This window comes from Pseudomonas sp. ICMP22404, from assembly GCF_006227205.1.
GTDB lineage: Bacteria > Pseudomonadota > Gammaproteobacteria > Pseudomonadales > Pseudomonadaceae > Aquipseudomonas.
Window position 1 is genome coordinate 31,825 of record NZ_VCNG01000025.1, and the last position, 22,817, is coordinate 54,641.

Annotated in this window: 17 protein-coding genes; 10 read left to right on the plus strand and 7 right to left on the minus strand. The window is 61.2% G+C overall.

Annotation, left to right across the window (positions count from 1 at the left end):
• Nucleotides 1-2 precede the first annotated feature (2 nt).
• The 4 genes from FGE05_RS28745 (at nucleotide 3) to FGE05_RS28760 (ending at nucleotide 5,357) form a co-directional block, all read left to right on the plus strand.
• Entirely contained in the window at nucleotides 3-992 is a 990-nt protein-coding gene (locus FGE05_RS28745) for a sulfate/molybdate ABC transporter ATP-binding protein (RefSeq protein WP_139650291.1), read from the plus strand.
• A 269-nt stretch (nucleotides 993-1,261) separates the two neighbouring features.
• A complete protein-coding gene (locus FGE05_RS28750) occupies nucleotides 1,262-2,626 on the plus strand; it encodes a cytochrome C (protein ID WP_139650293.1) in 1,365 nt (454 codons plus the stop codon).
• Complete coding sequence (locus FGE05_RS28755) at nucleotides 2,623-3,141, plus strand: sorbitol dehydrogenase (RefSeq protein WP_139650295.1); 519 nt, start codon at nucleotides 2,623-2,625, stop codon at nucleotides 3,139-3,141. The genes FGE05_RS28750 and FGE05_RS28755 overlap by 4 nt, the downstream gene beginning before the upstream one ends.
• Nucleotides 3,138-5,357 carry a GMC family oxidoreductase gene (locus FGE05_RS28760; protein WP_139650297.1) on the plus strand — a complete coding sequence of 740 codons (2,220 nt, stop codon included), beginning with the start codon at nucleotides 3,138-3,140 and terminating at the stop codon, nucleotides 5,355-5,357. The genes FGE05_RS28755 and FGE05_RS28760 overlap by 4 nt, the downstream gene beginning before the upstream one ends.
• 146 nt (nucleotides 5,358-5,503) lie before the next feature.
• Here FGE05_RS28760 and FGE05_RS28765 read toward each other — a convergent pair whose 3' ends face one another.
• Nucleotides 5,504-6,028 carry a DUF962 domain-containing protein gene (locus FGE05_RS28765; RefSeq protein WP_139650299.1) on the minus strand — a complete coding sequence of 175 codons (525 nt, stop codon included), beginning with the start codon at nucleotides 6,026-6,028 and terminating at the stop codon, nucleotides 5,504-5,506.
• Between the two features lie 85 nt (nucleotides 6,029-6,113).
• On the opposite strand from FGE05_RS28765, the gene FGE05_RS28770 reads away from it, so the two are divergent.
• Nucleotides 6,114-6,800 (plus strand): Crp/Fnr family transcriptional regulator, encoded by a 687-nt coding sequence (locus FGE05_RS28770; protein WP_139650301.1) that lies wholly within the window; start codon nucleotides 6,114-6,116, stop codon nucleotides 6,798-6,800.
• A 112-nt stretch (nucleotides 6,801-6,912) separates the two neighbouring features.
• Here FGE05_RS28770 and FGE05_RS28775 read toward each other — a convergent pair whose 3' ends face one another.
• Complete coding sequence (locus tag FGE05_RS28775; protein WP_139650303.1) at nucleotides 6,913-7,917, minus strand: AraC family transcriptional regulator; 1,005 nt, start codon at nucleotides 7,915-7,917, stop codon at nucleotides 6,913-6,915.
• A 100-nt stretch (nucleotides 7,918-8,017) separates the two neighbouring features.
• Here FGE05_RS28775 and FGE05_RS28780 point away from each other — a divergent pair, with 100 nt between their 5' ends.
• Entirely contained in the window at nucleotides 8,018-9,091 is a 1,074-nt protein-coding gene (locus FGE05_RS28780) for a fatty acid desaturase (RefSeq protein WP_139650305.1), read from the plus strand.
• A 292-nt stretch (nucleotides 9,092-9,383) separates the two neighbouring features.
• Nucleotides 9,384-11,264, plus strand: a complete 1,881-nt coding sequence (locus FGE05_RS28785; RefSeq protein WP_139650307.1) for a methyl-accepting chemotaxis protein — start codon at nucleotides 9,384-9,386, stop codon at nucleotides 11,262-11,264.
• Between the two features lie 290 nt (nucleotides 11,265-11,554).
• On the opposite strand, the gene FGE05_RS28790 is transcribed toward FGE05_RS28785, so the two are convergent.
• From FGE05_RS28790 to FGE05_RS28810, 5 genes are all read right to left on the minus strand, one after another.
• Nucleotides 11,555-12,019 (minus strand): SRPBCC family protein, encoded by a 465-nt coding sequence (locus FGE05_RS28790; RefSeq protein WP_139650309.1) that lies wholly within the window; start codon nucleotides 12,017-12,019, stop codon nucleotides 11,555-11,557.
• Nucleotides 12,020-12,050: 31 nt separating this feature from the next.
• Complete coding sequence (locus FGE05_RS28795) at nucleotides 12,051-15,587, minus strand: non-ribosomal peptide synthetase (RefSeq protein ID WP_139650311.1); 3,537 nt, start codon at nucleotides 15,585-15,587, stop codon at nucleotides 12,051-12,053.
• A gap of 10 nt (nucleotides 15,588-15,597) precedes the next feature.
• Nucleotides 15,598-16,530, minus strand: a complete 933-nt coding sequence (locus tag FGE05_RS28800; RefSeq protein WP_139650313.1) for a diiron oxygenase — start codon at nucleotides 16,528-16,530, stop codon at nucleotides 15,598-15,600.
• Entirely contained in the window at nucleotides 16,527-17,303 is a 777-nt protein-coding gene (locus FGE05_RS28805) for a DUF3050 domain-containing protein (protein WP_139650315.1), read from the minus strand. The genes FGE05_RS28800 and FGE05_RS28805 overlap by 4 nt, the downstream gene beginning before the upstream one ends.
• 686 nt (nucleotides 17,304-17,989) lie before the next feature.
• Nucleotides 17,990-18,679 (minus strand): GntR family transcriptional regulator, encoded by a 690-nt coding sequence (locus FGE05_RS28810; protein WP_139650316.1) that lies wholly within the window; start codon nucleotides 18,677-18,679, stop codon nucleotides 17,990-17,992.
• A gap of 280 nt (nucleotides 18,680-18,959) precedes the next feature.
• On the opposite strand from FGE05_RS28810, the gene lapG reads away from it, so the two are divergent.
• From lapG to FGE05_RS28825, 3 genes are all read left to right on the plus strand, one after another.
• Nucleotides 18,960-19,583, plus strand: a complete 624-nt coding sequence (lapG, locus tag FGE05_RS28815) for a cysteine protease LapG (protein ID WP_257225749.1) — start codon at nucleotides 18,960-18,962, stop codon at nucleotides 19,581-19,583.
• Between the two features lie 14 nt (nucleotides 19,584-19,597).
• Nucleotides 19,598-21,544, plus strand: coding sequence for a cyclic di-GMP receptor LapD (gene lapD, locus FGE05_RS28820; protein ID WP_139650318.1), 1,947 nt, complete (start codon nucleotides 19,598-19,600; stop codon nucleotides 21,542-21,544).
• Between the two features lie 820 nt (nucleotides 21,545-22,364).
• Entirely contained in the window at nucleotides 22,365-22,724 is a 360-nt protein-coding gene (locus tag FGE05_RS28825; protein WP_139650319.1) for a DUF6124 family protein, read from the plus strand.
• Nucleotides 22,725-22,817: the final 93 nt, after the last annotated feature.

Sequence of the window (22,817 nt, forward strand, 5' to 3'; positions counted from 1 at the left end):
TCATGTCGATCGAAGTTCGTAACGTCAGCAAGAATTTCAACGCGTTCAGGGCACTGGACGACATCAGCCTGGACATCCAGAGCGGTGAGCTGGTGGCGCTGCTGGGCCCGTCGGGTTGCGGCAAGACCACGCTGCTGCGGATCATCGCCGGCCTCGAAACGCCGGATCAGGGCAGCATCGTGTTCCACGGTGAGGACGTGTCCGGCCACGACGTGCGCGATCGCAACGTCGGCTTCGTGTTCCAGCACTATGCCTTGTTCCGCCACATGACCGTGTTCGACAACGTCGCCTTCGGCCTGCGCATGAAACCCAAGGGCCAGCGCCCGAGCGAGAGCCAGATTGCGACCAAGGTTCACGAGCTGCTGAATATGGTGCAACTGGACTGGCTTGCCGACCGCTACCCCGAGCAACTCTCCGGCGGCCAGCGCCAGCGTATCGCCCTGGCCCGCGCACTGGCGGTAGAACCCAAGGTGTTGCTGCTGGACGAACCGTTCGGCGCCCTCGATGCCAAGGTCCGCAAGGAACTGCGCCGCTGGCTGGCGCGGCTGCACGAGGACATCAACCTGACCTCGGTGTTCGTGACCCACGACCAGGAAGAAGCGATGGAAGTCGCCGACCGCATCGTGGTGATGAACAAGGGTGTGATCGAGCAGATCGGCTCGCCAGGCGATGTGTATGAAAACCCGGCCAGTGATTTCGTGTATCACTTCCTGGGCGACTCGAACCGCCTGCACCTGGGTGAAGACCGGCATGTGCTGTTCCGTCCCCATGAAGTCTCGCTGTCGCGTTCGGAGCTGGAAGACCACCACGCCGCCGAAGTGCGGGACATCCGCCCGCTGGGCGCCACGACCCGGGTGACCTTGAAGGTGGAAGGCCAGAGTGAACTGATCGAAGCCGAAGTGGTGAAGGACCACGACAGCCTGGTGGGACTGGCGAAGGGCGAGACGCTGTTCTTCAAGCCGAAGGTCTGGCAGAAGGTCGCCAACCTCTAGGATCAAAAGCATCGCGAGCAGGCTCGCTCCCACAGGGATCGTGGTCTCCCTGAAGTCCCTCTTGTGGGAGCGAGCCTGCTCGCGATGGCGTCCACCATGACACCGCTCTTTGAATTCGAATAACGCCGTCCGGCCTTGCTTCGATTGGTTCTACGTCCACCGCTCTTCTTGCATAAAACCCTACCTAGACTCTGACGTGCCAGGAGGCAGTGAGAGTCCATGACGGACCGGAGTGATTTCCTGGCGCCCTGATGCCAAGGAGATCAAGCATGAGAATGGAAGTCAGTCGGCATGGCCCGCTGGGCTGTGCCTTGTTGAGCGTTTTGCTGTGCCCGTTCGCCAGCGCCGACCCCTCGTTGTCGCCGCAAATACCCTTCGATGTCACGGCCACCCAGCCTGTCTCCCTGTCCAGCCTGCAAGGTAATTTCGATGACCTGTCGTGGCAGACCTTCATCGCCCTGAACTGGCCGGCGCTGGACAACGGCAATCCCAATACCGGTACCACCATCGGCCAGCAGGACGGGGCCACGGTCTGGGAAAGCTGGAAAGAGAGCTACCAGATTTTCCGCGCCAAGGGCCAGGCACCCTTGCCCTGGGATGCGCCGGCGACGCTTCCCGAAGTGTGCAAGCAGCTCAAGCCCGGGCGGTTGCTGCAGCAGATGGGCAAGGTCCCCGACATGCTGGATGAGTTTATCCAGCCCTTCGATAGCGGCCCGCTGGTGGATCAGAACGGCGTGTATACGCGCAACGAAATCGTGGTCAACCAATCCATGTTCAACGGGATCGTCGACAACGGTCTGTACAGCATCGAAGGCCAGCAGAAATTCTTTGCCGCGAACAAGACCAACACCGTGGCGTTCAGCTGTGGCTCCAACGACACGAGCCAGGTCGGTTCGGTGATGGTGAAGGCATCCTGGAAGGTGCTGGGCGCCAACGACCGGCCCCAGGATTTCCACACGGTCGATGCACTGGTCTATACGCCGGGCAACAGTGACCCAAGCCATGGGCCGATTGTCGAGGAGTCGTGCGCGTCCCAGTCGGTCGGTCTGGTGGGCCTGCACATCGTTCATAAGACCGCCAGCGCACCGCAGTGGGTCTGGTCGACCTTCGAGCATGTGAACAACGTGCCGGAACAATCCACCCCGGTGGCGCAGCGTAAAGGCCCGTACCTGTTCTACAACGCCGCCAGCACCAATGCGATCAACCAGCCTCCGCCACGACCATGGAACCCGGCCGTCAAGGCGACGCCCTCGCAGATCGTGCGCGAAGTACCGCTGACCGGACCTACCAATGCCTTGAACGCCAAATATCAGGGCCTGTTGCGCACGGTCAACCCGCAGAGCGTCTGGGCCAACTATCAGTTGATCAGCACCCAGTGGCCGAGCGCCGCGCCGCCACCGAACTGCCAGATTTCGGCGGCCAACCCGCTGGGCAATCCCGCGCCCCCGTTCCTGGCCAACGCCACGCTGGAGACCTACATCCAGGGCACCACGCCCCAGGCGTCTTCCAGTTGCATGGCTTGTCATGGCAATGCCGCCACTCATGTCACCGAATCTCCGCGTACCAGCTTTGCGGACTTCACCTATTTGCTCGAACGCGCGCAGTCCACTTCCGGACAAGGAGCCAAACAATGAGCACTGACCTGGACAATTTCGTCGGCCTGTCATCGGCCCTGACCGGTATCCCCATCGCGCGCCTGGCGCCACAGCTCGACCCGATAGGTCTGCCTCCGCTCTTTCTCGATTACGTCACCCCACGCATCACTACCGATGTGCTCAACCCGTTGCTGGCGCAGTACGCCACGTTGGCGGCCGACAACGTGCCCCCGGACAAGATCGCCCAGCAGGTGCTGGTCACCACGCAACCGATCCCCAACTCCGTGCTGGCGGCGCGTTCAATCATGAAGCTCTGGTTCCTGGGTGTCTGGTACCAACCGTATGACGCGGGGAATTACAAAAAGGGTGACTCGGCGGTAGTGTCCGATCAGGCCTACATCAACGGCTGGTCCTGGAAAATCGCCCAGGCTCACCCCATGGGCTACAGCGAATCCTTCTTCGGCTACTGGAACGAACAGCCGTCGAGCCTTGAGGACTTGACCGGCGTACCCGCCACCGCGTCCTCCAATGCACAACAAGGAGACCGGTCATGAGTACTGAACAAGCCGAAGTGGTGATCGTTGGCGCTGGACTGGCCGGTAGCATCGTTGCCTATCAACTGGCCATGGCCGGGGTGGAGGTACTGGTACTCGAGTCGGGGCCGGAGATCCCGGTCAATCGGGCTCAATACCTGGAGCGGTTCTACACGACCACGCTGAAAACCCCGGAATCGCCCTATCCACCGGTCACCAGCCTGGACCCGCCCCGTGACCCTGCCGGGCAAAACGCCCCGCGTGCGACCATCGCCGACCTGATCCTGGGCTGGGACAATCCAAAGGTCAGTTATCTGGTGCAGAAAGGCCCGATGCCTTTCACCAGTACCTATGAGCGAGTGGGCGGCGGGACCACCTGGCACTGGGTCGGAACGAGCCTGCGCATGGTGCCGAACGATTTTCGCCTGAAATCCTTGTACAACGTCGGAGTGGACTGGCCCATTGGCTACGACGATCTGCAAAGCGCCTACTGCCGGGCCGAGGCGGAAATCGGCGTCTCGGCCAACGTCGCCGACCAGGCGTACCTGGGCATTACCTTTCCCGAAGGCTACGCCTTTCCGATGCACAGCATTCCGTTGTCGCTGGTCGATGGCAGTTTTGTCACGGCGGTGACAGGGCAGACCTTCGATGGCTTGCCGTTGGTGGTCAGTCCGACGCCCGCTGGGCGTAACTCCCAGCCCTATGCGGGGCGCCGGGTGTGTGCCGGCAATACCAATTGCACCCCGATCTGTCCGATCCAGGCCAAGTACGACGCCACCGTGACGATGACCAAGGCCCTGGCCACCGGCAAGGTCAAGGTGCTGTACCGAACCGTGGCGAGCAAAGTGACCGTGGGCGCGGACAACAATGTCAGCGGAGTGGAGTTCATGCAGTATCAATTGGGTGACGGACCGGTCACCGGCACTGGCGTGGCCCTCGGCCAACGTTATGTGATCGCCGCCCATGCCATCGAAACCCCCAAGCTGTTGCTCAACTCCGCCACGCCCGCCTGGCCCAAGGGCGTGGCCAACAGCAGCGGTCAGGTGGGACGCAGCCTGGCCGATCACCCGATCTACCTGGCGTGGGGCCTGATGCCTGAAGGCAAGGCGATTTTTCCGTACCGCGGACCCCTGTCCACCGCGGGTATCGAGAGCTTGCGCGACGGTGCCTTCCGCAGCCAACGAGCGGCGTGGCGCATTGAAATCGGCAACGAGGGCTGGAACTGGCCGGCCAACGATCCTTACGACACGGTGGCCGACTTCATCGACGGCACGAACAACAACCGCGTCAACCCGCTGTCGTCGAATCAGGACCCCAAAGCCCCTACCGAAGCGCTTTATGGAACAGCGCTGGTGCAAAAACTCAACGACATTTTCATCCGGCAGTTCCGCATCGCGTTCCTGGTGGAGCAGGTGGAAGATGATCCCGATAACGCCAAGTGCTACATCGTGCCGTCGACCGAGTACAAGGACCGCCTCGGTATTCCCCGGCCGGAAATCCACTATGAATTGTCCAAGTACACCCAGAAGGGGTTCCTGGAGGCAAAACGGCTGGCTACTCACATTATCAAGGACCTGCTCGGTGCCGTAGAGCTGACCAAGCCTCTTACGCCGGGGACATTCACTTACGGGAACGAATCTATGAGCTTCCAGGGTGCCGGTCACTTGATGGGTACCTATCGCATGGGCAGTGACCCGGCCAAATCGGTGGTCGACAAGGACCAGCGCAGTTGGGATCACAAGAACCTGTTCCTGGTGGGCGATGGTGTTTTCCCCAGCAGCGGGACCTCGAATCCGAGCCTGACCATCGCGGCGTTGTCGTTCCAGGCCGGGGATACCGTGGCCAACGACCTGAGGGCGGTGACGATGAAGGTCCAATCCAACGTCGCCTGGCAGGGCACCGGTGTGCAGGTCAACGGTTTGGTGCCGCGCCTGGTTCGCTACGTCAGCGGGCTATGGTGTGCCAGCCCGCAGGGCGGCAATGTCGATGGGAAGGGTGGTTCGAGGCACATCGACTACAGCAGCTATGCCTTGCCCGGTGCTGCCGAAGGTGCCTTGGTTGGTCGCGTGGGAGACAGTGGCACGCCGTTCCTGGTGGGGGATCTGGCGCAAGTGCCGGGCAACCAGCAAGGGGAGCTGCAACTGTGCATCAATGATGACCTGACCGGGAAATACGGGGCTGGCTTGAGCGATAACACCGGTGCGCTGACCATCCGGGTCGAGTTCGGTGCGCTGTAACGCTTGACTGCTAAGGTCTGGCACTTGTGGGAGCGAGCCCTGCTCGCGATTGCGCCCTGTCAGTCAATAGTGTGTTGACTGACCCACCGCTATCGCGAGCAGGCTCGCTCCCACAGGGTTTGCCCGGACAGCCTTGTCGTTGGTGATCAGGCGGCCGAGCGCTGGTTGTGCAAGGCCACCGGGCCGACGCGTTCCTCAATGGCCTGCTTCAGTTCACCACGAAGTCCCAGTAGGAATCCTGCCTCGACCACCACGAACAACGGCCCGACGATCAACCCGGTCAGGTCATCGACGAATGCCGGTTTACGGCCTTCGTAATAGTGACCGACGAACTGGATCGCCCAGCCCACCACGAACATCCCCAGGCCACTGCCCAGCCACACCGCTGTGCCTTGCGCGGCCAACACCTGTCCCAGCCACACGGCTAGGCCCAACAGTACCGTCATCAGCACACCCAGGCGCAACTCCAGGCGCAGGTAGAACCAGGCACTGGCCGCCGCGACCAGCAACGCCGGTGACAGCAGCAGCGCGCCCATTGGCCAGCCCGGTCGTGACAACAGCACGGCGACAGCGACGAAGATCAGCGGAATGCCAATGAAATGGCTGGCAATGTTGCGCGGGTCGCGGTGATAGGCGGCGTATTGACTGAGATGATCGACGAGGCTTTTCATTGTTGTTCCTCCTGAGGTGATGCCTGCATGATGCCCAGGTCCTATATGGTGTTCTGTCAGTTAGCCGACACTTCCCGGAGTTTCCATGAATTCGCAGCCCTGGCACTCGCACCTGATGGCTGGCCACTGGTACAGCCATCTGCCCATTGAACTGCAGGATAGCCTGCTGGGCATGTCACGGCTGCGTCGACTGTCGCCGGGGCAGCGGCTGTTCCAGCGCGGCGATCCACCGTGCGGCCTTTACGCCGTATTGGAAGGCGCGGTGCGGGTCGGTTCGGTGAACGAGCAAGGCAAGGAAGCGCTGTTGAGCGTGGTGGAGGCGCCTCACTGGTTTGGTGAAATCTGCCTGTTCGACGGCCAGCCGCGTACCCATGACGCGGTCATCGTCGGGCAATGCACGCTGCTGCATTTGCCCCAGGCGACGTTATTGGCCTTCCTGGAACAGCACCCGGCCTACTGGCGGCATCTCGCGCTGCTGATGAGCCACAAACTGCGCCTGGCTTTCATCAACCTCGAACAACTGAGCTTGATGCCTGCCCCGGCCCGCGTTGCCCATCGCTTGCTGCTGATCGCCGAAGGCTACGGCGAAATCGAATCGGCGCGACAGGTCCTGCAACTGTCCCAGGAACAACTGGCGCTGATGCTCTCGCTGTCACGTCAGACCACCAACCAGATCCTCAAGGACTTGCAGGCCCAAGGCATCCTGCACCTCGGTTATGGCGAGATCGAGATCCTTGATATGGGGCGGTTGCGGGAGATGACACTGGTCTGAGAGCGGTATCGACTGATCCATCGCTTTCGCGAGCAGGCTCGCTCCCACATTGGGTCTGTGTTGGCCGTGCATCCCTGTGGGAGCGAGCCTGCTCGCGATGAGGCCAGCCCTGCTAGCGCAGCCCCTCCCGAAACTGCCCGGGCGTCATCCCGGTCCAGCGCTTGAATGCGCGGCTGAAGCTGCTGGCGTCGGCAAAGCCCAGCAGGTAGCCGACTTCGCTCAACGAGCATTGGGGGTCGCGCAGGTGCAGCAGCGCCAGGTTTTCCCGGCACTCGTTGAGCAGCGCATCGAAGCGGCAGCCTTCGTCGGCCAGGTGCCGTTGCAGGCTGCGCAGGCTCAGGTGCATGGCTTGGGCGATGCGTTCGGCGCTGGGTTCACCTTCGGGTAATTGGGCCTCGATGGCTGCACGCACCTTGCGCTCCCAGGTCAACGGCTGGAGGTGGGCGAGGGTGCGCTTGAGCACCGTTTCATTGTGCTCGGCCAGTTCCGGGTTGGCATCGTCCAGGTGGCTGTCGAAGTCGGCGAGGCTGAACTCCAGACAATCCTGTTCGGCGGCGAAATGCACCGGCGAACGGAACGCTTTATGCCACGGCGCAGGGTCCGCCGGCTCAGGGCGTCGCAGGTACACCGCCAACGGTGCGTAGTCGCGACCCAGGCGGTTACGGCAGGTGCGCACGTAAATCGAGGCGAACGCGTCGATGGCTTCGAAAGCGGGCACGGGGTGGCCCTGGGGCAAATCAAGGGTAAAGCGGTAACGGTCCTCGCAGCGCCTCAGTTGCAGCGTCAGCGCGTCGCTGACCACCGGGTGATAGCGCACGATGCGCTCGAACACTTCCCGCAGGCTGCCGCTGGCCACCAGGGCGTAACCCAAGGCGTGAAACGTCGTGGGGCTGACGAAGCGCGATACCCGCAGGCCGATGGCCGGATCACCGCTGGTTTGCACTGCCAGGGCCCATAAGCGGGTGGTGGCTGAAAGCGGGTAGCGAGCGTTCGGATCGTCCATCAGCTGTGGGTCAAGCCCGGCTTCGAGGCACAGGGCATGGCCATCCAGGCCCAACGCATCGAGCTGTTTGCGCAGGGCGCGGGTCCAGCTGGCGAGGGTGGTCGGTTCAGTCATGGCGATTGGCGCTTGCGGTCAACAGGTTGGCGTCTACGGCTACCACCCGGCGGCGCAAGGCTCGTCAGGATGAGCACATCTTTAACAGAGGATTTAAGCCATGCATGGCCGTAGCGCAAGTCCCGAGCGATTGAATGCACAACAACGATCCGCCCATATTCGCCAGGTGGTATTGGCCCATGGCGAAGAGTTGCGCCGACGCTACCCGATCCTGCTCCATCAGGATGCCTTGGGGGCGGGCATTCTGGCGTTCGCCCTGGCGGGGATGATCGGATCGGCACTGCTTTACATCAACGGCCATCTGGCTGGCTGGGCGTGCCTGCTGCTCAACGCTTTTTTCGCCTCGTTGACCCACGAATTGGAGCACGACCTGATCCACAGCATGTATTTTCGCAAGCAACGCCTGCCCCACAATCTGATGATGGGATTGGTGTGGCTGGCGCGGCCGAGCACTATCAACCCGTGGATCCGCCGTCACCTGCACCTCAATCACCACAAGATGTCCGGCACCGAGGCCGACCTGGAAGAACGGGCCATCACCAACGGCGAGCCGTGGGGGCTGGCGCGGTTGCTGATGGTCGGTGACAACGTGATGTCGGCCCTCATCCGTCTGCTGCGGGCCAGGACCTGGGCGCACAAGCGCAACATCCTCAAACGCACGCTGAAGGTGTATTTCCCGCTGGCACTGCTGCACTGGGGGGCCTGGTACGTGTTTCTCGGTTTCCATGGGGCCAATGGCGTCGCGAGCCTGTTGGGTGCATCGATTGACTGGTCGGCGGACACCCTGGCGATGATGCACGTGATCGATATCGCGGCGGTGGTGATCATCGGTCCAAACGTGTTGCGCACCTTTTGCCTGCACTTCATCAGTTCCAACATGCATTACTACGGCGACGTCGAACCTGGCAATGTCATCCAGCAAACCCAGGTGCTCAACCCGTGGTGGCTATGGCCGTTGCAGGCGTTCTGCTTCAACTTCGGCAGCAGCCACGGGATCCATCATTTTGCGGTGAAGGAGCCGTTCTACATCCGTCAGCTGACGGTGCCGGTGGCACATAAGGTGATGCGCGAGATGGGTGTGCGGTTCAATGACTTCGGCACCTTTGGCCGGGCGAACCGGTTTGTAGGCGAGGATAAACCGAGGCAGGAAGCGGTGAGTGCTGTTCAGGGTTGAGGAGGCTTTTTCACACGTCGTCGATAGACCCATAGTCCGTGGCGAGGGAGCAATTCCCTTTGCCACTGAGGTCGCGCCCGTTGGCCATGCAGCAGCCCTGGCGAGCGGGTGCATAACGACTACGCTCATCCTCTCGTCGGGCCATCCCAAAAAAACCTAATTTTTTCCCGGGGCTTGCCGAAAGACTGATATGCGTGCACCAAAGTGGAGCAGACCACAAGTCCTGCCCGCGCTGGCATGTGAACGTTGCAACCGGAATGCACCCCCACTCCCTGCATAAGAAGCCTCTTCGATGAATTTGAAATTCAGCCATAAAATCCTTCTAGCCGCCTCTGGTGTGGTAGTTCTGGCTTTTGCCCTGTTCACCCTCTACAACGATTATTTGCAGCGCAACACCATCGGCCGCAGCCTTGAGTCCTCTATCGAACAATCTGGTGACCTGACGGCCAGCAGCGTCCAGAACTGGATGAGCGGTCGCATCCTGGTACTGGAAAACCTGGCGCAGAACATCGCGCACCAGGGGGCTACCGCCGATCTGGCGGGGCTGGTGGACCAGCCGGCGCTGACATCGAATTTCCAGTTCACCTACGTGGGCCAGGCCAACGGTGTCTTCACCCAGCGCCCCGACGCAAAAATGCCCGACGGCTACGACCCGCGCCAGCGCCCTTGGTACAAACAGGCGGTGACCGCCGATAAAACCATGCTGACTCCGCCTTATTCGGCCGCCGTCGGCGGGCTGGTGGTGACCATTGCCCTGCCGGTGAAGAAAAGCGGCGAATTGCTGGGTGTGGTGGGCGGCGACCTGAGCCTCGATACCCTGGTGAAAATCATCAACTCGGTGGACTTCGGTGGCATCGGCCATGCCTTCCTGGTCAGCGGTGACGGTCAGGTGATCGTCAGCCCGGACAAGGACCAGGTAATGAAGAACCTCAAGGACATCTATCCAGGCACGCCTGTGCGCATTGGCAAAGGTATCCAGGACGTCGAGTTGAACGGGCAGGATCGTATTCTGTCGTTCACCCCGGTGACCGGCCTGCCGGGCGCCGAGTGGTACATTGGCCTGTCGATCGACAAGGCCAAGGCCTATGCGCCGCTGAGCCAGTTCCGTACCTCAGCGCTGATTGCAATGTTCGTCGCGGTCGCGGCCATCGCGTTGCTGCTGAGCCTGCTGATTCAGGTACTGATGCGTCCGTTGACCACCATGGGCCGTGCCATGCACGACATTGCCCAGGGCGAAGGCGACCTGACCCGGCGTCTGGCCGTACAAGGCAAGGACGAGTTCGCGGTATTGGGGGGCTCGTTCAACCAGTTCGTTGAGCGGATCCACGCCTCGATTTCCGAAGTGTCTTCCGCCACCCGCCAGGTGCACGACCTGTCGCAGCGCGTGATGACGTCGTCCAACGCTTCGCTCGTCGGTTCGGATGAACAGAGCGCCCGCACCAACAGCGTGGCGGCGGCTATCAACCAGTTGGGCGCTGCGACCCAGGAAATCGCCCGCAATGCCGCCGACGCCTCGCAACAGGCCAGTGGTGCCAGCGAACAGGCCGATGACGGTCGTCAGGTGGTGGAAAAAACCATTCAGGCCATGACCGAGCTGTCGCAGAAAATCAGCCTTTCGTGCACCCAGATCGAAACCCTGAACGCCAGCACCGACAACATCGGGCACATCCTGGACGTGATCAAGGGCATTTCCCAGCAAACCAACCTGCTGGCCTTGAACGCCGCCATCGAAGCGGCCCGTGCCGGTGAGGCGGGGCGTGGTTTTGCGGTGGTGGCCGATGAAGTACGCAACCTGGCGCACCGTACCCAGGAATCGGCGGAAGAAATCCACAAGATGATCACCTCGCTTCAGGTCGGCTCCCGTGAAGCGGTCACGACGATGAACGCCAGCCAGGTTTCCAGCGAAGAGAGTGTGGAAGTTGCCAACCAGGCCGGTCTGCGGCTGGTCAGCGTGACGCAGCGTATCGGTGAAATCGATGGCATGAACCAGTCGGTGGCCGCCGCGACCGAAGAACAGACCGCCGTGGTGGAAACCCTCAACATGGACGTCAGCCATATCAACCTGCTGAACCAGCAAAGCGTGGCCAACCTCAATGAAACCCTGAAGGACTGCGATGCCTTGTCCCAACAGGCCAATCGACTGAAGCAGTTGGTGGACAGCTTCAAGATCTGACCCAGTCCTGTGGGAGCGGGGGGTGGGTTCGTATATTGCGGTTAGTCAGGAACCAGTGTGGGAGCGAGCCTGCTCGCGATGACGGCGGCACAGTCGACATCATCGCTAGCTGACCCAGCGCTATCGCGAGCAGGCTCGCTCCCACAGGGATTTGCGGTGGATTCGCATTTTGCATTCACCCAGGAACCCGTGTGGGAGCGAGCCTGCTCGCGATGACGGCGACACAGCCAGCATCATCGTCAACAGACCCAGCGCTATCGCGAGCAGGCTCGCTCCCACAGTGGCATTACCTAGGCGAACATCTTCCGCACATTCCCCATGGCCTCGTCGGCAAAGCCTTGCAGGAAATCCCTGAACCCCGACGGCGAATGGGCTTCGGTGTGGTCGGCGATGATGGTCCAGGTGGCGCGGCAGCGGTTGTTCGCCATTGGCTCGACGCGCATGGCGGCCCACAGGTTGTCGATGCCCAGGGTGTTGTAGATCAGTGTCCAGGTCATGTGCATGGCCTGGTCGTCACGGCTGTTGAGCTGTTCCACCACCAGGTTCTGCCCGTCGACAAAGAACTTCTTGCGCAGGGATCTCACCCCCTCTCCGGTCATTTCGATGCGCTCGAGCGCCGGGATGAAACGATTGAAACCGCCAAAATCGCCCACCAGTTCCCAGACCTTTGCCGCGTCCGCCGTCACCTCCACTGAGGTTTCGACTTGGCAGGCGTGAGGGTTCCTGATCAGGGTATCGGGTTGAAATGCATTCATGGTCTTGCTCCTTGCTTCGGGTTGGATGGCTTCAGATGAAGTCGATGGCTTTGAGGTAGTCGGCACCGCGCCGCAGCAGCGCCGGGGATTTTTCCGGGTAGCGGGCCCCCATCTGCCGCACCCCGGTCCGAGCGTTGTCATGGCGGATCATCGAGATGTCGCCGATGTCTTCTTCGAAGCCGTTGAGGTAGAACCCCAGCACGCCGAACAGCGCGTTGTCGGCATCGACCCGGCCCAGTTGTCGCTGCCAGTCCGCGACGCTCACCAGGGAAAACTCCCGGCCGCTTTCGCGGAACGACGCCACGTAGGCGTCCCAGCTCAAAGGCTCGGGGTTGTGCAGGTTGAACACCGCTTGCGTTGGCTGGTAGCGGCTGGCGTGGAAGGCGATGAAGCGGGCCAGGAAATCCACCGGCATCAGGTCGAAGTTGAGTGACAGATCCGGCACCTGGCCCAGCTGGATCGAGCCCTTGAGCATCAGCATCAAGCGATTCTTGTGGGGCTGGCAGACCCCCGTCAGGCTGTTGAAACTGATGTTGCCTGGACGGAACAGGTTGACCCGCACCCCGCGATCACGCGCCCGCTGCAGGATCCGTTCGCCGACCCATTTGGACAGGTTGTAACCGTTCTTGATGTAGATCGGTGGCGTCGGTGCGGCGGGTTGCTCCAGTACCTGGCCGTCGGCGCCCAGGGCACTGGAGGCCGAAAGCGTGGAGACGAAGTTGAAGATCTTCTTGCTGCGGCCTTCACACAGGCGCAGGCATTCGAAGATCGGCTCCACGTTGTCCCGCGCCAGGGACTCGTAGTCGAGCACGTGGTTGACGTGGGCGGCGTTGTGCACCAGGGCACCAAAGGTTCGGTCGATACGGGCATAGACATCGTCCGGCAGACCCAACTGCGGTTGGGTGATGTCGGCGGCATAGACACTGACCCGGCTCAGGTCCAGATGAGTCAGGCGATTGTCCTGCAGGGCCTGAGAAAAGCGTTCTGCCGCGCTTTGTCCGGCAGACGCGCGCACCAGACAGGCGACTTCGGTGGCGCCCCAGGCCAGCAGCGCCTCGACAATGTGCACTCCGAGAAAGCTGTTGGCGCCGGTCACCACCACTTTATGCACGTCACCGCATTGACTGATGGGCAGTGGATCGATGTTGAGTTCCGCCTCGGCATCGATGAAGGCCTGGGGACTGAGCACCGATGTGTCGCTTTGTTCAGGGCTGTCGAGCAGTTTCGCCAAGGTCATCAGCGTCGGTGCCTCGATGAAGCGATTGATCGACAGGCTGCGCCCGAAGGTCTGGCGAATGCTCAGCAGCAGTTGCGACAGCAGGATCGAATGCCCGCCCAGGTTGAAGAAACTCTCGTCGGTGGCAATGTCTTCGGCCGGCAGCTCCAGCAGCTCGGCCCACAATTGCTGCAACTGGGTTTCCAGCGGGTTTTGCGGCTGGCGTCGTTGGCCACTGACCTGAACCTGCACCGACAGGGCGAGCAAGGCGCGGCGATCGACCTTGCCGTTGCTGGTGTAGGGCAGGCTGGGCAGCTCGATGAAGGCGCCAGGGTGCATGTAGCTGGGCAACGTGTCCTGCACATGCTCGCGCAGCGCCTGGAGGGCGGTGCCGGGCCGGTCTTCTCGAGGATGGACCAGGAACGCCAGGATCCGTCGACGCTCGTCCACACCCACGGCCACCTGGCGGTACAACTGGCTTTCCCGCAGGCAATGTTCGATTTCCTCGGGTTCGACCCGAAAGCCCCGGACCTTCACCTGATTGTCGCGCCGGCCGCACAGTTCGATGCCGTTGTCGCTCCACTGGCCGATATCGCCGGTGCGATAGACCCTCAGCTTCTGTCCACCGGGCAGGGTCAGGTCAAGATACCGCGAGGCGGTCAGGGTCGGGTCGTGCAGATACCCCAGGCCGACGCCCGGCCCGGCGATGTAGAGCTCGCCGGGTACGCCTTGGGGCACCGGTTGCAGCTGCTCATCGAGGATCAGTACCCGAGCGTTGGCGATGGGTACGCCGAGGTTGCGGTTGTTATCACCCACGCCAAACTGCCGCGTGGTGGCAAGCACGGTTGTTTCGGTCGGGCCATAGATGTTGTGGAAGCGGCACTGGGGCGCGAGTCGCTCGATCACGAACGGCTCGCAGACATCCCCACCGGTGATCAAGTGCGCCAGGCCCAGGGGGGCGTCCAGCGGCAGCACGCTCAGCAGCGCAGGCGGTAGAAAGGCGTGGCTGACGCGCTGCGCGTGAATCAACGCCACCAGTTGCTGGGGATCGCGGCGCTGGTCTTCGCTGGGCACTACCAGCAATGCACCCTGGATGAAGGTCGGGAGGATATCCAGCAGCGACGCATCGAAGTTGATGGTGGAGAACTGCAACGCCCGACTGTCGCGCTGCAACCCGACGTAATCGCTGTACCAGGCACAGAAATGACTGAGGTTGCGATGACTGAGCAGCACGCCTTTGGGTTGGCCGGTGGTGCCGGAGGTGTAGATCGCCACGGCCGGTTCGTCGATGTCCACCGAGCGACGGATCAGCGAGACGGGGATGCCCGGCTTGAGCGCTGGCAGCCGATGCACGTTCAGCGCGGGCACGGGCAGATCGCCCAAGTCGCTGTCGCCATCGTGCAGCAGCAGGTCGGCCTTGGCGTTTTCCAGGATGAAGCGTCGACGCTGCACGGGGTGTTGCGGGTCCAGCGGCAGGTACACCGCGCCACAGCCCAGAACGGCCAGGATCGCTGCATATAACGGCGCGGATTTAGACAGGCACACCGCAATCACCATTTGAGAGCTAGGCTTGTGGGTGCAAGGCCTGTGGGAGCAAGGCTTGCCCGCGATGAACGATGACTCGGTCTGGTTGGGTACCGCTGTGTCTGTATCGCAGGCAAGCCTTGTTTCCACAGGTTTTGCTTCCACAGATTCTGCCTGCCCCAGCCGGTCCAGCATGGCCTGCTGCAACCTCAGCGCCTGGGTGCGCAAGGTTTTGTAGTCGGTGAGCTGGCCTTCGACCCACAACGCCGGTTGCACCGCATCATCGAGCATGCGCTGTTCGATGCCGTGCATCACCGGCACTTCGGCGGCGGCCAGCAGCCAGGGCACTGGCCGCCGGTTGAGGCCATGCTCGAAAGCCAGCACGTCCAGCGCATCGAGCCCCTGTAAAGGGTGTTCGGCAGCGTCGGCCTGCACCGTCGGCCAGTGATCGAGGCCGGTGTCATCCCGAGATAATTGGCTGACCAGCTGCGCGCCGATCTCAACCACCACTGCCAGGGCCTGCAGTCGCAAGGACTGACCATTGCCGCTTTGCGCAGCTATCACCTCCTGGCATAACAGCCGCTGCGCACCGTCGCGAAAAATAATGATCGGTTGTGGCAACGCTTCGCCGGGTACCGTTCGCAGCGCTACACGCACCTCAAGGCGTGAGCGGGCTTCAATGGCGCACGGCGCCGTACCGTCGTCGATCAACAGGTCGACCGCCGGAGATTGAATCGTCACGACACCATGGCCGTGCAGTTCAAGTTCCTGGGTCAGTTCGGCCATGGCCCGGCTGGTGCCAGGCACTGCAATTTCGAGGCGTCTCATCGGCAGCTCCTCATGGGGTCAGGTAGTCGGCCAAGGCATCGCGCACGCAGGGGGAAGCGAGCATCGAACTGCTGCGGAAAAAGCGGGTGATGTTGCCCACCAGCGGATGAAAGCGATTGATGGGGTAGGCCAGCGCGCTGGCCTCTTCACGCAGCGACTGGCGCACCGATTCATCAACGGGCAGATGAGCGATCAGCTCGAAATCGAAGGCCTGCTGCAGATCGCTCGCCAGGTACTGGACGATGAAGCCGGGCATCAACCGGGCAATCGCTTCGTGGTCTTCTTCGGGGGCTGCACGCCAGTACATCTGCACCAGCCGCGTCCAGAAGCCCGAGTGTCGTCCCTCGTCCATCAGATGATCGGCCATCAGGCCTTTGATCGAAGCCTTGACCGAGTCGTCCCGGGCGAACGCCGCGACTTCGTTGGTCACAGTGTTTTCGGCGATCGCGATGCAGATCAGTTCCACGGCGCTTTGCAGATGTTCCGGCGCCTGGGCCAGCGTCGTCGGTATCGCGCGGCTGAGCTCGATCTGGGTCGGCAACGGAATCGGTTCGATGCCGGTCATGTCGATGGTCTGCTGCATGAAGTCCATCGCCACCAACGCGTGGTAATCCTCGTCCACCACCACGGTCATCGCGTCGTAGCGGCAGGCGAACGGGAACTCGATGCCGAAGCGATTCTTGGCGATGCGCCGGGCGGTGTGATCCACCAGTTCGGTCTCGAAGATCACGACGTCGTTGATGAACTTGTAGAGGCTCTGCACCAGTGCGTAATCGCGCAGCTGCGGGCAATGGCTGAGAAAGGTCTGGCTGTGCACCAGGGGCTGACGGCTCATGGGAAAGATCAGTTTGTCGTCATTTTCGACCCGGCGCCGTGGCCGGGTACGGATCGTGGCGCGGCTTTCCCAGGTGTCGGCGAAGGACTGGTATTGGATGGCGTTCATGGCGTCACCTGCGCGACCGGTTGGGTCATGCTCTGGCGCAGGCCATCCCACAGGGCCGCTCGACTGTGGACGGCGGCGAGCGCGGCGGACAGCACCTCGGTTTCGCGCTGCGGATCGCCGTCGATCAAGCGGGCCAGCAATTTTTCCGCAGCAGGGCCGTGGTCTTCGGAGTCGACCTCGATGTGCCGTTGCAGGTAGTACCGAAATGTCGGCGCCTGATCCAGGCCGATGCCCCAGGCATCCAGCATGCGTTGGAACATCTGCGGGATGACGCTCTCGCGACCATGCACGAATGCGGCTGCTACGCTGTGGGCTGGGGCATGCAGGGCGGTGTGCAGGGTCTGGCGAACGAACCGGGCCGCCGCGGGTTCAACCTCGACGCTATCCAAGGCGGTTTCGGGGCTGACGCCTTCCTGCTGCAGGGTGATGAATTGTTCAATCGCCCGAGTGTCCGCGCCGACTTCCCGCATGGCGTCCAGGTACAGCTCGAAATGGCTGCAATACCCGGCGCCGGGGCGATCGTCGGACTCTTCCCCCAGCACGATTTCATTGATCAGGCGTGCCGCATGCGGGTCGGCCGGTGGTAGCCAGGGTAGATGAACGCAGGTCAGCTCCCGTTGCAGCCGCTTGGTCAGCGACATGAAGTCCCACACGGCAAAAACGTGGCTTTCCATAAAGCGGCGTAGTAGATCGATTGATGTTATTTCAGAAAAAACAGGGTGTTGGCCAAGTTCGCGTTTCTTCAAAAAAAGTTGTTCTTTTGTTGGCTGCATTTGAACGTCCTCATCAATGATGTTTGTCCGGTAGGGTGCTCGTTATTTTTAATAAGGCGAGCGGGTGCCTGAACCGAAATCCATGAATTACCCAAGTTATGCAAGTGTGTGCTGCTATTTCAGTTGTAAGGTCTGAATGCCTTGTTTTTTAAGCGCTTGAGGGAAAATTAAGTCATCGACAACAACTCGACGTAGAAAAAATTAATACACGAAACAAGTCCGCGGCAAGCGATTTTTTAATTATTTAAAGTTGTGGTTTTATTGGGCGTGAAGAGGCTTTATAAAACTTATAAGGTAAGTTTTATTTAGGCGAAGTTGCTCCTTCCGATGTATAACGATCAGAATCGATAGTTCGAGTGAATGCCTCACCCGGAGCACTTCAGGGAACAGGGAATAATGAAGTTCGTGTTTTATGGGCGGGGCGTCGGTCGGACACTCGATTCTCCCGCCGGTGGGCGACGCTCCTTGCGTGGTGGCTTCGATCCGCCTGGTATGTACCAGGCGCTGACTTCTTCAGGTCTTTTTTTGAATCGACAAACGCAAGAGTGAGCCCAAATCGACGGCAGTGCCATTGAACTGATGTGGCGGCGAGTCGCAGACGCGGCCAAGCCGCGTCAGGCGGGCGGGAAGACGGGTGGGAAGGATGTGTAAGAAAGTAATACGCCGGCTGGGTCGCCGGCGCGCGATCAGTTGGATGACTGTTCCAGATAGCGTCGAATAGTCACGCAGGCTTTTTCCAGATGACGCTCCAGCAAGGTTACCGCTGTATCGATGTCTTTGGTTCTTGCGGCCTCGAGCAGTGCGCGATGATCATCCTGGGTCAGCTTGCCCAGCCCCATGGACGACAGATGAAAGCGCAGGAAGCGCTCCTCCTCATTGAGCTCGCGTTCGATCAGGTCCAACAACTTGCTATTGGGTGCCTTGTGATAAAGCGACATGTGGAACAGCCGATTGAGTTTGCCGATCTCGGCATGATCGGTTTGTGCTTCCAACTGTTCGATGTAATGGGCGGCCAGCGCCAGGTCGTCGGCATCGAGCAAAGGTACTGACAGGCGCAAGGCGAACGATTCCAGCACCGCGCGTAGCGCGTAGGTTTCGATGGCGTTATTGGTGATCAGCGGGGCGACCACGGCGCCTTTGTGTTGAACCACATTGAGCAGCGATTGCGCTTCGAGCTGGCGCAGCGCCTCGCGCACCGGCATGCGACTCACGCCGAACAGGTCAGCCAGTTCCTGCTGACGCAGGGCCGTGCCGCAGGGCAGGCGTCCGTCGAGGATCGCTTCGCGCAGAGCACTCTCGATGATCGAACGGGCCTGGGCAGCGGGGATGGGTCCGTTGACCTGGATAGTGCTTAACGGCTTGGGCTTCTTTGTCACGACCACGCACCCTGAATGAGGAATTGGATCCATGCCAACATTAGTGACAGATTACCAGCCCGTCAAAGTCTCACGGCCGGGGTTCATAAACTAAAGTGTTCCTGAACTAAAGTTTAGCGTGCCTTGGGTGATTGCATCCTGCCATTGTCTTTTGCCGGGTCAGGCTTCACCATCCCACGCATCCTCAACGGCCTTTTCTGGACGCATTCCCTTGGCTGCACCTTCCCCTGCCCTCAGGTCCCTGCGCTGGCTGTGTTCGGCATTGTTGCTGGCCGGCCTCATGCTGGGTGGCCTGCGGGCCGACTGGGACTTTGCGCAGATCAGCCGACGGGCGCAGGCACTGTACGGGCCGCTGGGTGAAGGGCAGCAGCGGATCGATGCCTGGCAGCACCTGCTGGCGACCGAGAAGCAGACGCCTGAGCTGGAGCAGCTCAAGGTGGTGAACCTGTTCTTCAACAAACAGGTGCGCTACGTGGAAGACATCGACCTGTGGCATGAGGTCGATTACTGGGAAACCCCGATCCAGGCGTTATGGAAGGGCGCCGGCGATTGCGAGGACTACGCCATCGCCAAGTACTTCAGCCTGCGGCATCTCGGGGTGTCCAGTGACAAGTTGCGCATCACTTACGTCAAGGCGTTGCGACAGAACCGGGCGCACATGGTGCTCACCTATTACGCCACGCCCGAGGCGATGCCGCTGGTGCTCGACAGCCTGATTGATGCTATCCAACCGGCCAGCCAGCGAACCGACCTGCTGCCGGTCTACTCTTTCAATGCCGAAGGGCTGTGGCTGTCGGGCGTCAAGGGCAACAAGAAAGTCAGCGACACCAAGCGCCTGTCCCGGTGGCAGGATGTGTTGAAGAAAATGCAGGCCGAAGGTTTTCCGGTCGAGACGACTAACTAGGAGCACGCGCTCAGATGTCTTTGTTCAAACAACTGTTGATCGCTATCTGTCTGTTCCTGGTGGTTGCCTTCAGCGGCAGCTTCATGGTCAGCCTGGAGAGCTCGCGGGCCCAGTACGTCAATCAGCTGCGCTCTCATGCCCAGGACGCGGCCACGGCGCTGGCGTTGTCCTTGACGCCGAACATCGACGATCCGGCGATGGTGGAGCTGATGGTCAGTTCCATCTTCGACAGTGGCTACTACGCCAGCATCCGTGTGGTCGACGTGGCCACCGACAAGACCCTGGTCGAGCGCACCGGCACGCCGGACGCCGGCAGCGTGCCGCAGTGGTTCGTCAAGCTCATCGGTCTGGAGCCGGCCGGTGGCGATGCGATCGTCAGTCGTGGCTGGGAGCAGGCGGCGCGGGTCGAAGTGGTCAGTCACCCGATGTTCGCGCTTGCCAAGCTGTGGCAGAGCGCACTGGGCAGCCTGGGCTGGTTGCTGCTGTGCGGTGCCGTGAGCGCGGTGCTGGGGGCCTTGCTGCTGCGTCGCCAGCTCAAGCCATTGGATTACATGGTGCTCCAATCCCAAGCCATCGCCCGGCGCGAATTCCTGAGCCTGCCGGAGCTGCCGCGTACTCCTGAACTGCGCCGCGTGGTGCAGGCGATGAACCAGATGGTCGAGAAGCTCAAGGCGTTGTTTCAGGAGCAGGCCGAGCGCAGTGAAAAGCTGCGGGTCGAGTCCTACCAGGACAATCTCACAGGGCTGGCCAATCGGCGTTATTTCGAAATGCAGCTCAATGCCCGGGTGAGCAACCCGGAGCAAGCCAGTTCCGGTTATCTGTTGTTGTTGCGGGTCCAGGACCTGGCCGGTCTGAACCAGCGCTTGGGTGGGCAGCGCACCGACCAATTGCTCAAGGCCGTGGGCGAGCAGTTGTTGCGCGAGTGTGCCCGATACCCGGAAACCCAGAATCTGGTGACACGTATCCGAGGCGGGGAATTCGCGGTGCTGGCGCCGGGGCTGGTGCGCGAGGAAGCGCTGCAACTGGCGCAGAATCTCGAAGTTGCACTGGCGAGCCTGCATGCCACCGGCGCGACCGACGTGGCATCGGTGGCCGCGATCGGGCTGGCGCCCTTCGTCCATGGTGACTCGCCGCAAGCGGTGTTGCAGCTTGGCGACCAGGCCCTGGCCCAGGCCGAAAGCCAGGGCGAGCCGGGCTGGGCCTGTCTGGAGCACAGTGCTTCGACCAGTATCGGCGACGATCATCATGCCTGGCATACGCTGCTTGACCGGGCGCTGGACAATCAGCGGTTCGAGCTCTACTTCCAGCCGGTGGTGGCTGCCCAGGACACTCAACTGGTGCTGCATTACAAAGTACTTTCCCGGTTGCTCGACGATCAGGGCCAGACCATTCCCGCCGGGCGTTTCCTGCCTTGGCTGGAGCGCTTCGGTTGGACGGCGCGCCTGGACCGCTTGATGCTCGAGCAGGTGCTGCGGCAAATGGCCGGGCACGAAGAGGCCCTGGCGCTGAATCTATCCTCTGCCACCCTGGCCGACCCGCAGGCACTGAACAAAGTCTTTGAGGTCTTGCGGGCCCATTCCAACCTCGGGTCGCGCCTGACCCTGGAAATCGGTGAAGAACAGTTGCCCGAGCAGGCGGTGCTGGAGCAACTGACTCGACGTTTGCGTGAGCTTGGTTTTTCCTTGAGCCTGCAGCGTTTTGGTGGGCGTTTCAGCATGATCGGCAATTTGTCGCGGTTGGGGTTGGCCTATTTGAAAATCGATGGCAGTTATATCCGGGCTATTGATCAGGAGAGTGATAAGCGTCTGTTTATCGAGGCTATCCAGCGTGCTGCCCACAGTATCGACCTGCCGTTGATTGCCGAGCGGGTGGAGACGGAGGGGGAGTTGGCGGTGATTCGGGAGATGGGGTTGTTTGGAGTGCAGGGGCAGTTGGTGGGGGGGCCGCGGCGTTGGGATTGAGTACATATCCGTTGCTGTGGTAATGGCTGCTGGCGGTTCCGCCCTTACGGCGGGTTACTTTGGCAAACGCCGGAATGCCGGCCCAGCCCAAAGTAACCAAAGGTCTGCGCCCCACCACTCGGCACCTCGCCAAGGCGAGGTGTTCCCTCACTCCGGCATTGCTCCGTGGGCCCGCCGCGAAGGGCCATCCATGGCCCAGCGCGGCTAACCCGGCATCCATGCCGGGTTGCCCACTACGCAATGCCTGCGTTCGGCCAGCGTGGTTAATGGGGCCTTCAGATCAAAAGCAGAGCAAAAGCAAAAGCAAAAGCGAGGCGGCCTTTGGGCCGGCCTATTTCTTGCGGCTGACCTCAATACCCCCTGTGGGAGCGGGCTTGCTCGCGAAGGCGGCCTTACAGCCAACCTGTCTCTCCGGACGTACCCCGATCCACTGTGGGAGCGAGCCTGCTCGCGATGACGCCAGCCCAGACAACCCAGCCCTTGGGGTTATGCAGAGAACAGCCAGGTCCTAGGAGATTTCCTTCAAGTTGTAGCGAAGTTGGTGAACTTGTCCGGCGTCGGGCTCATGGCTAGTCTGGGTTTGTCACTGAAAAAACGGTGACACCGGCGTGCAAGCCGGTTAAAAGAACGTCCTATATCTCACTAGCCGTCTATCGTGCATTCGTGCTCGTTTTTATGGCAGCTGTGTGTGGGAGACCTTCGGGTCTGCCGAGGTCTTGGGCGTTGTCTTACTCGGTCTTGCACACTCGCACATAGCTGCCACCCTTCATCGCGTGCAAGCGAGCCGGGGTGGCTCTGAATTGAATAGGAAGCCCAAGCCATGTTCAAACCTACGCCTAACCCTCCACAGTCGTCTTCCAAATCCCGCGTCGAAACCCTGCAAGCCAAAAAACTCGACGAAGCCGCCGAACGCGCCCTCGACTATTACCTCAAGCCCAAACCCGTCGACGAGTCTCCATCCGGTCAGCTCTTCGTCGTCGCTCCGGACATCGATACCGAAACCCTGCTGGCCAACGCTTCCGAAGACTTGCTGTCCATCAGCGCCATTGCCGCTGACCTGGCCGACGATGTCGACGGTTCGCGTCGCAGCGTGATCCTGGCGATCAGTCGGATGGCCGATGGGGTGCATCTGTTGGTGGAGCGAGCGATGGACCGGCTGGAAGCCCGGGTGTCGGGCTGAGGGGTTTTCGGTGGACTGAAGATCGCTATCGCGAGCAGGCTCGCTCCCACAAGGGATGGGTGTTGCCCCGGTTATTGCGGTGAGCACCGATCA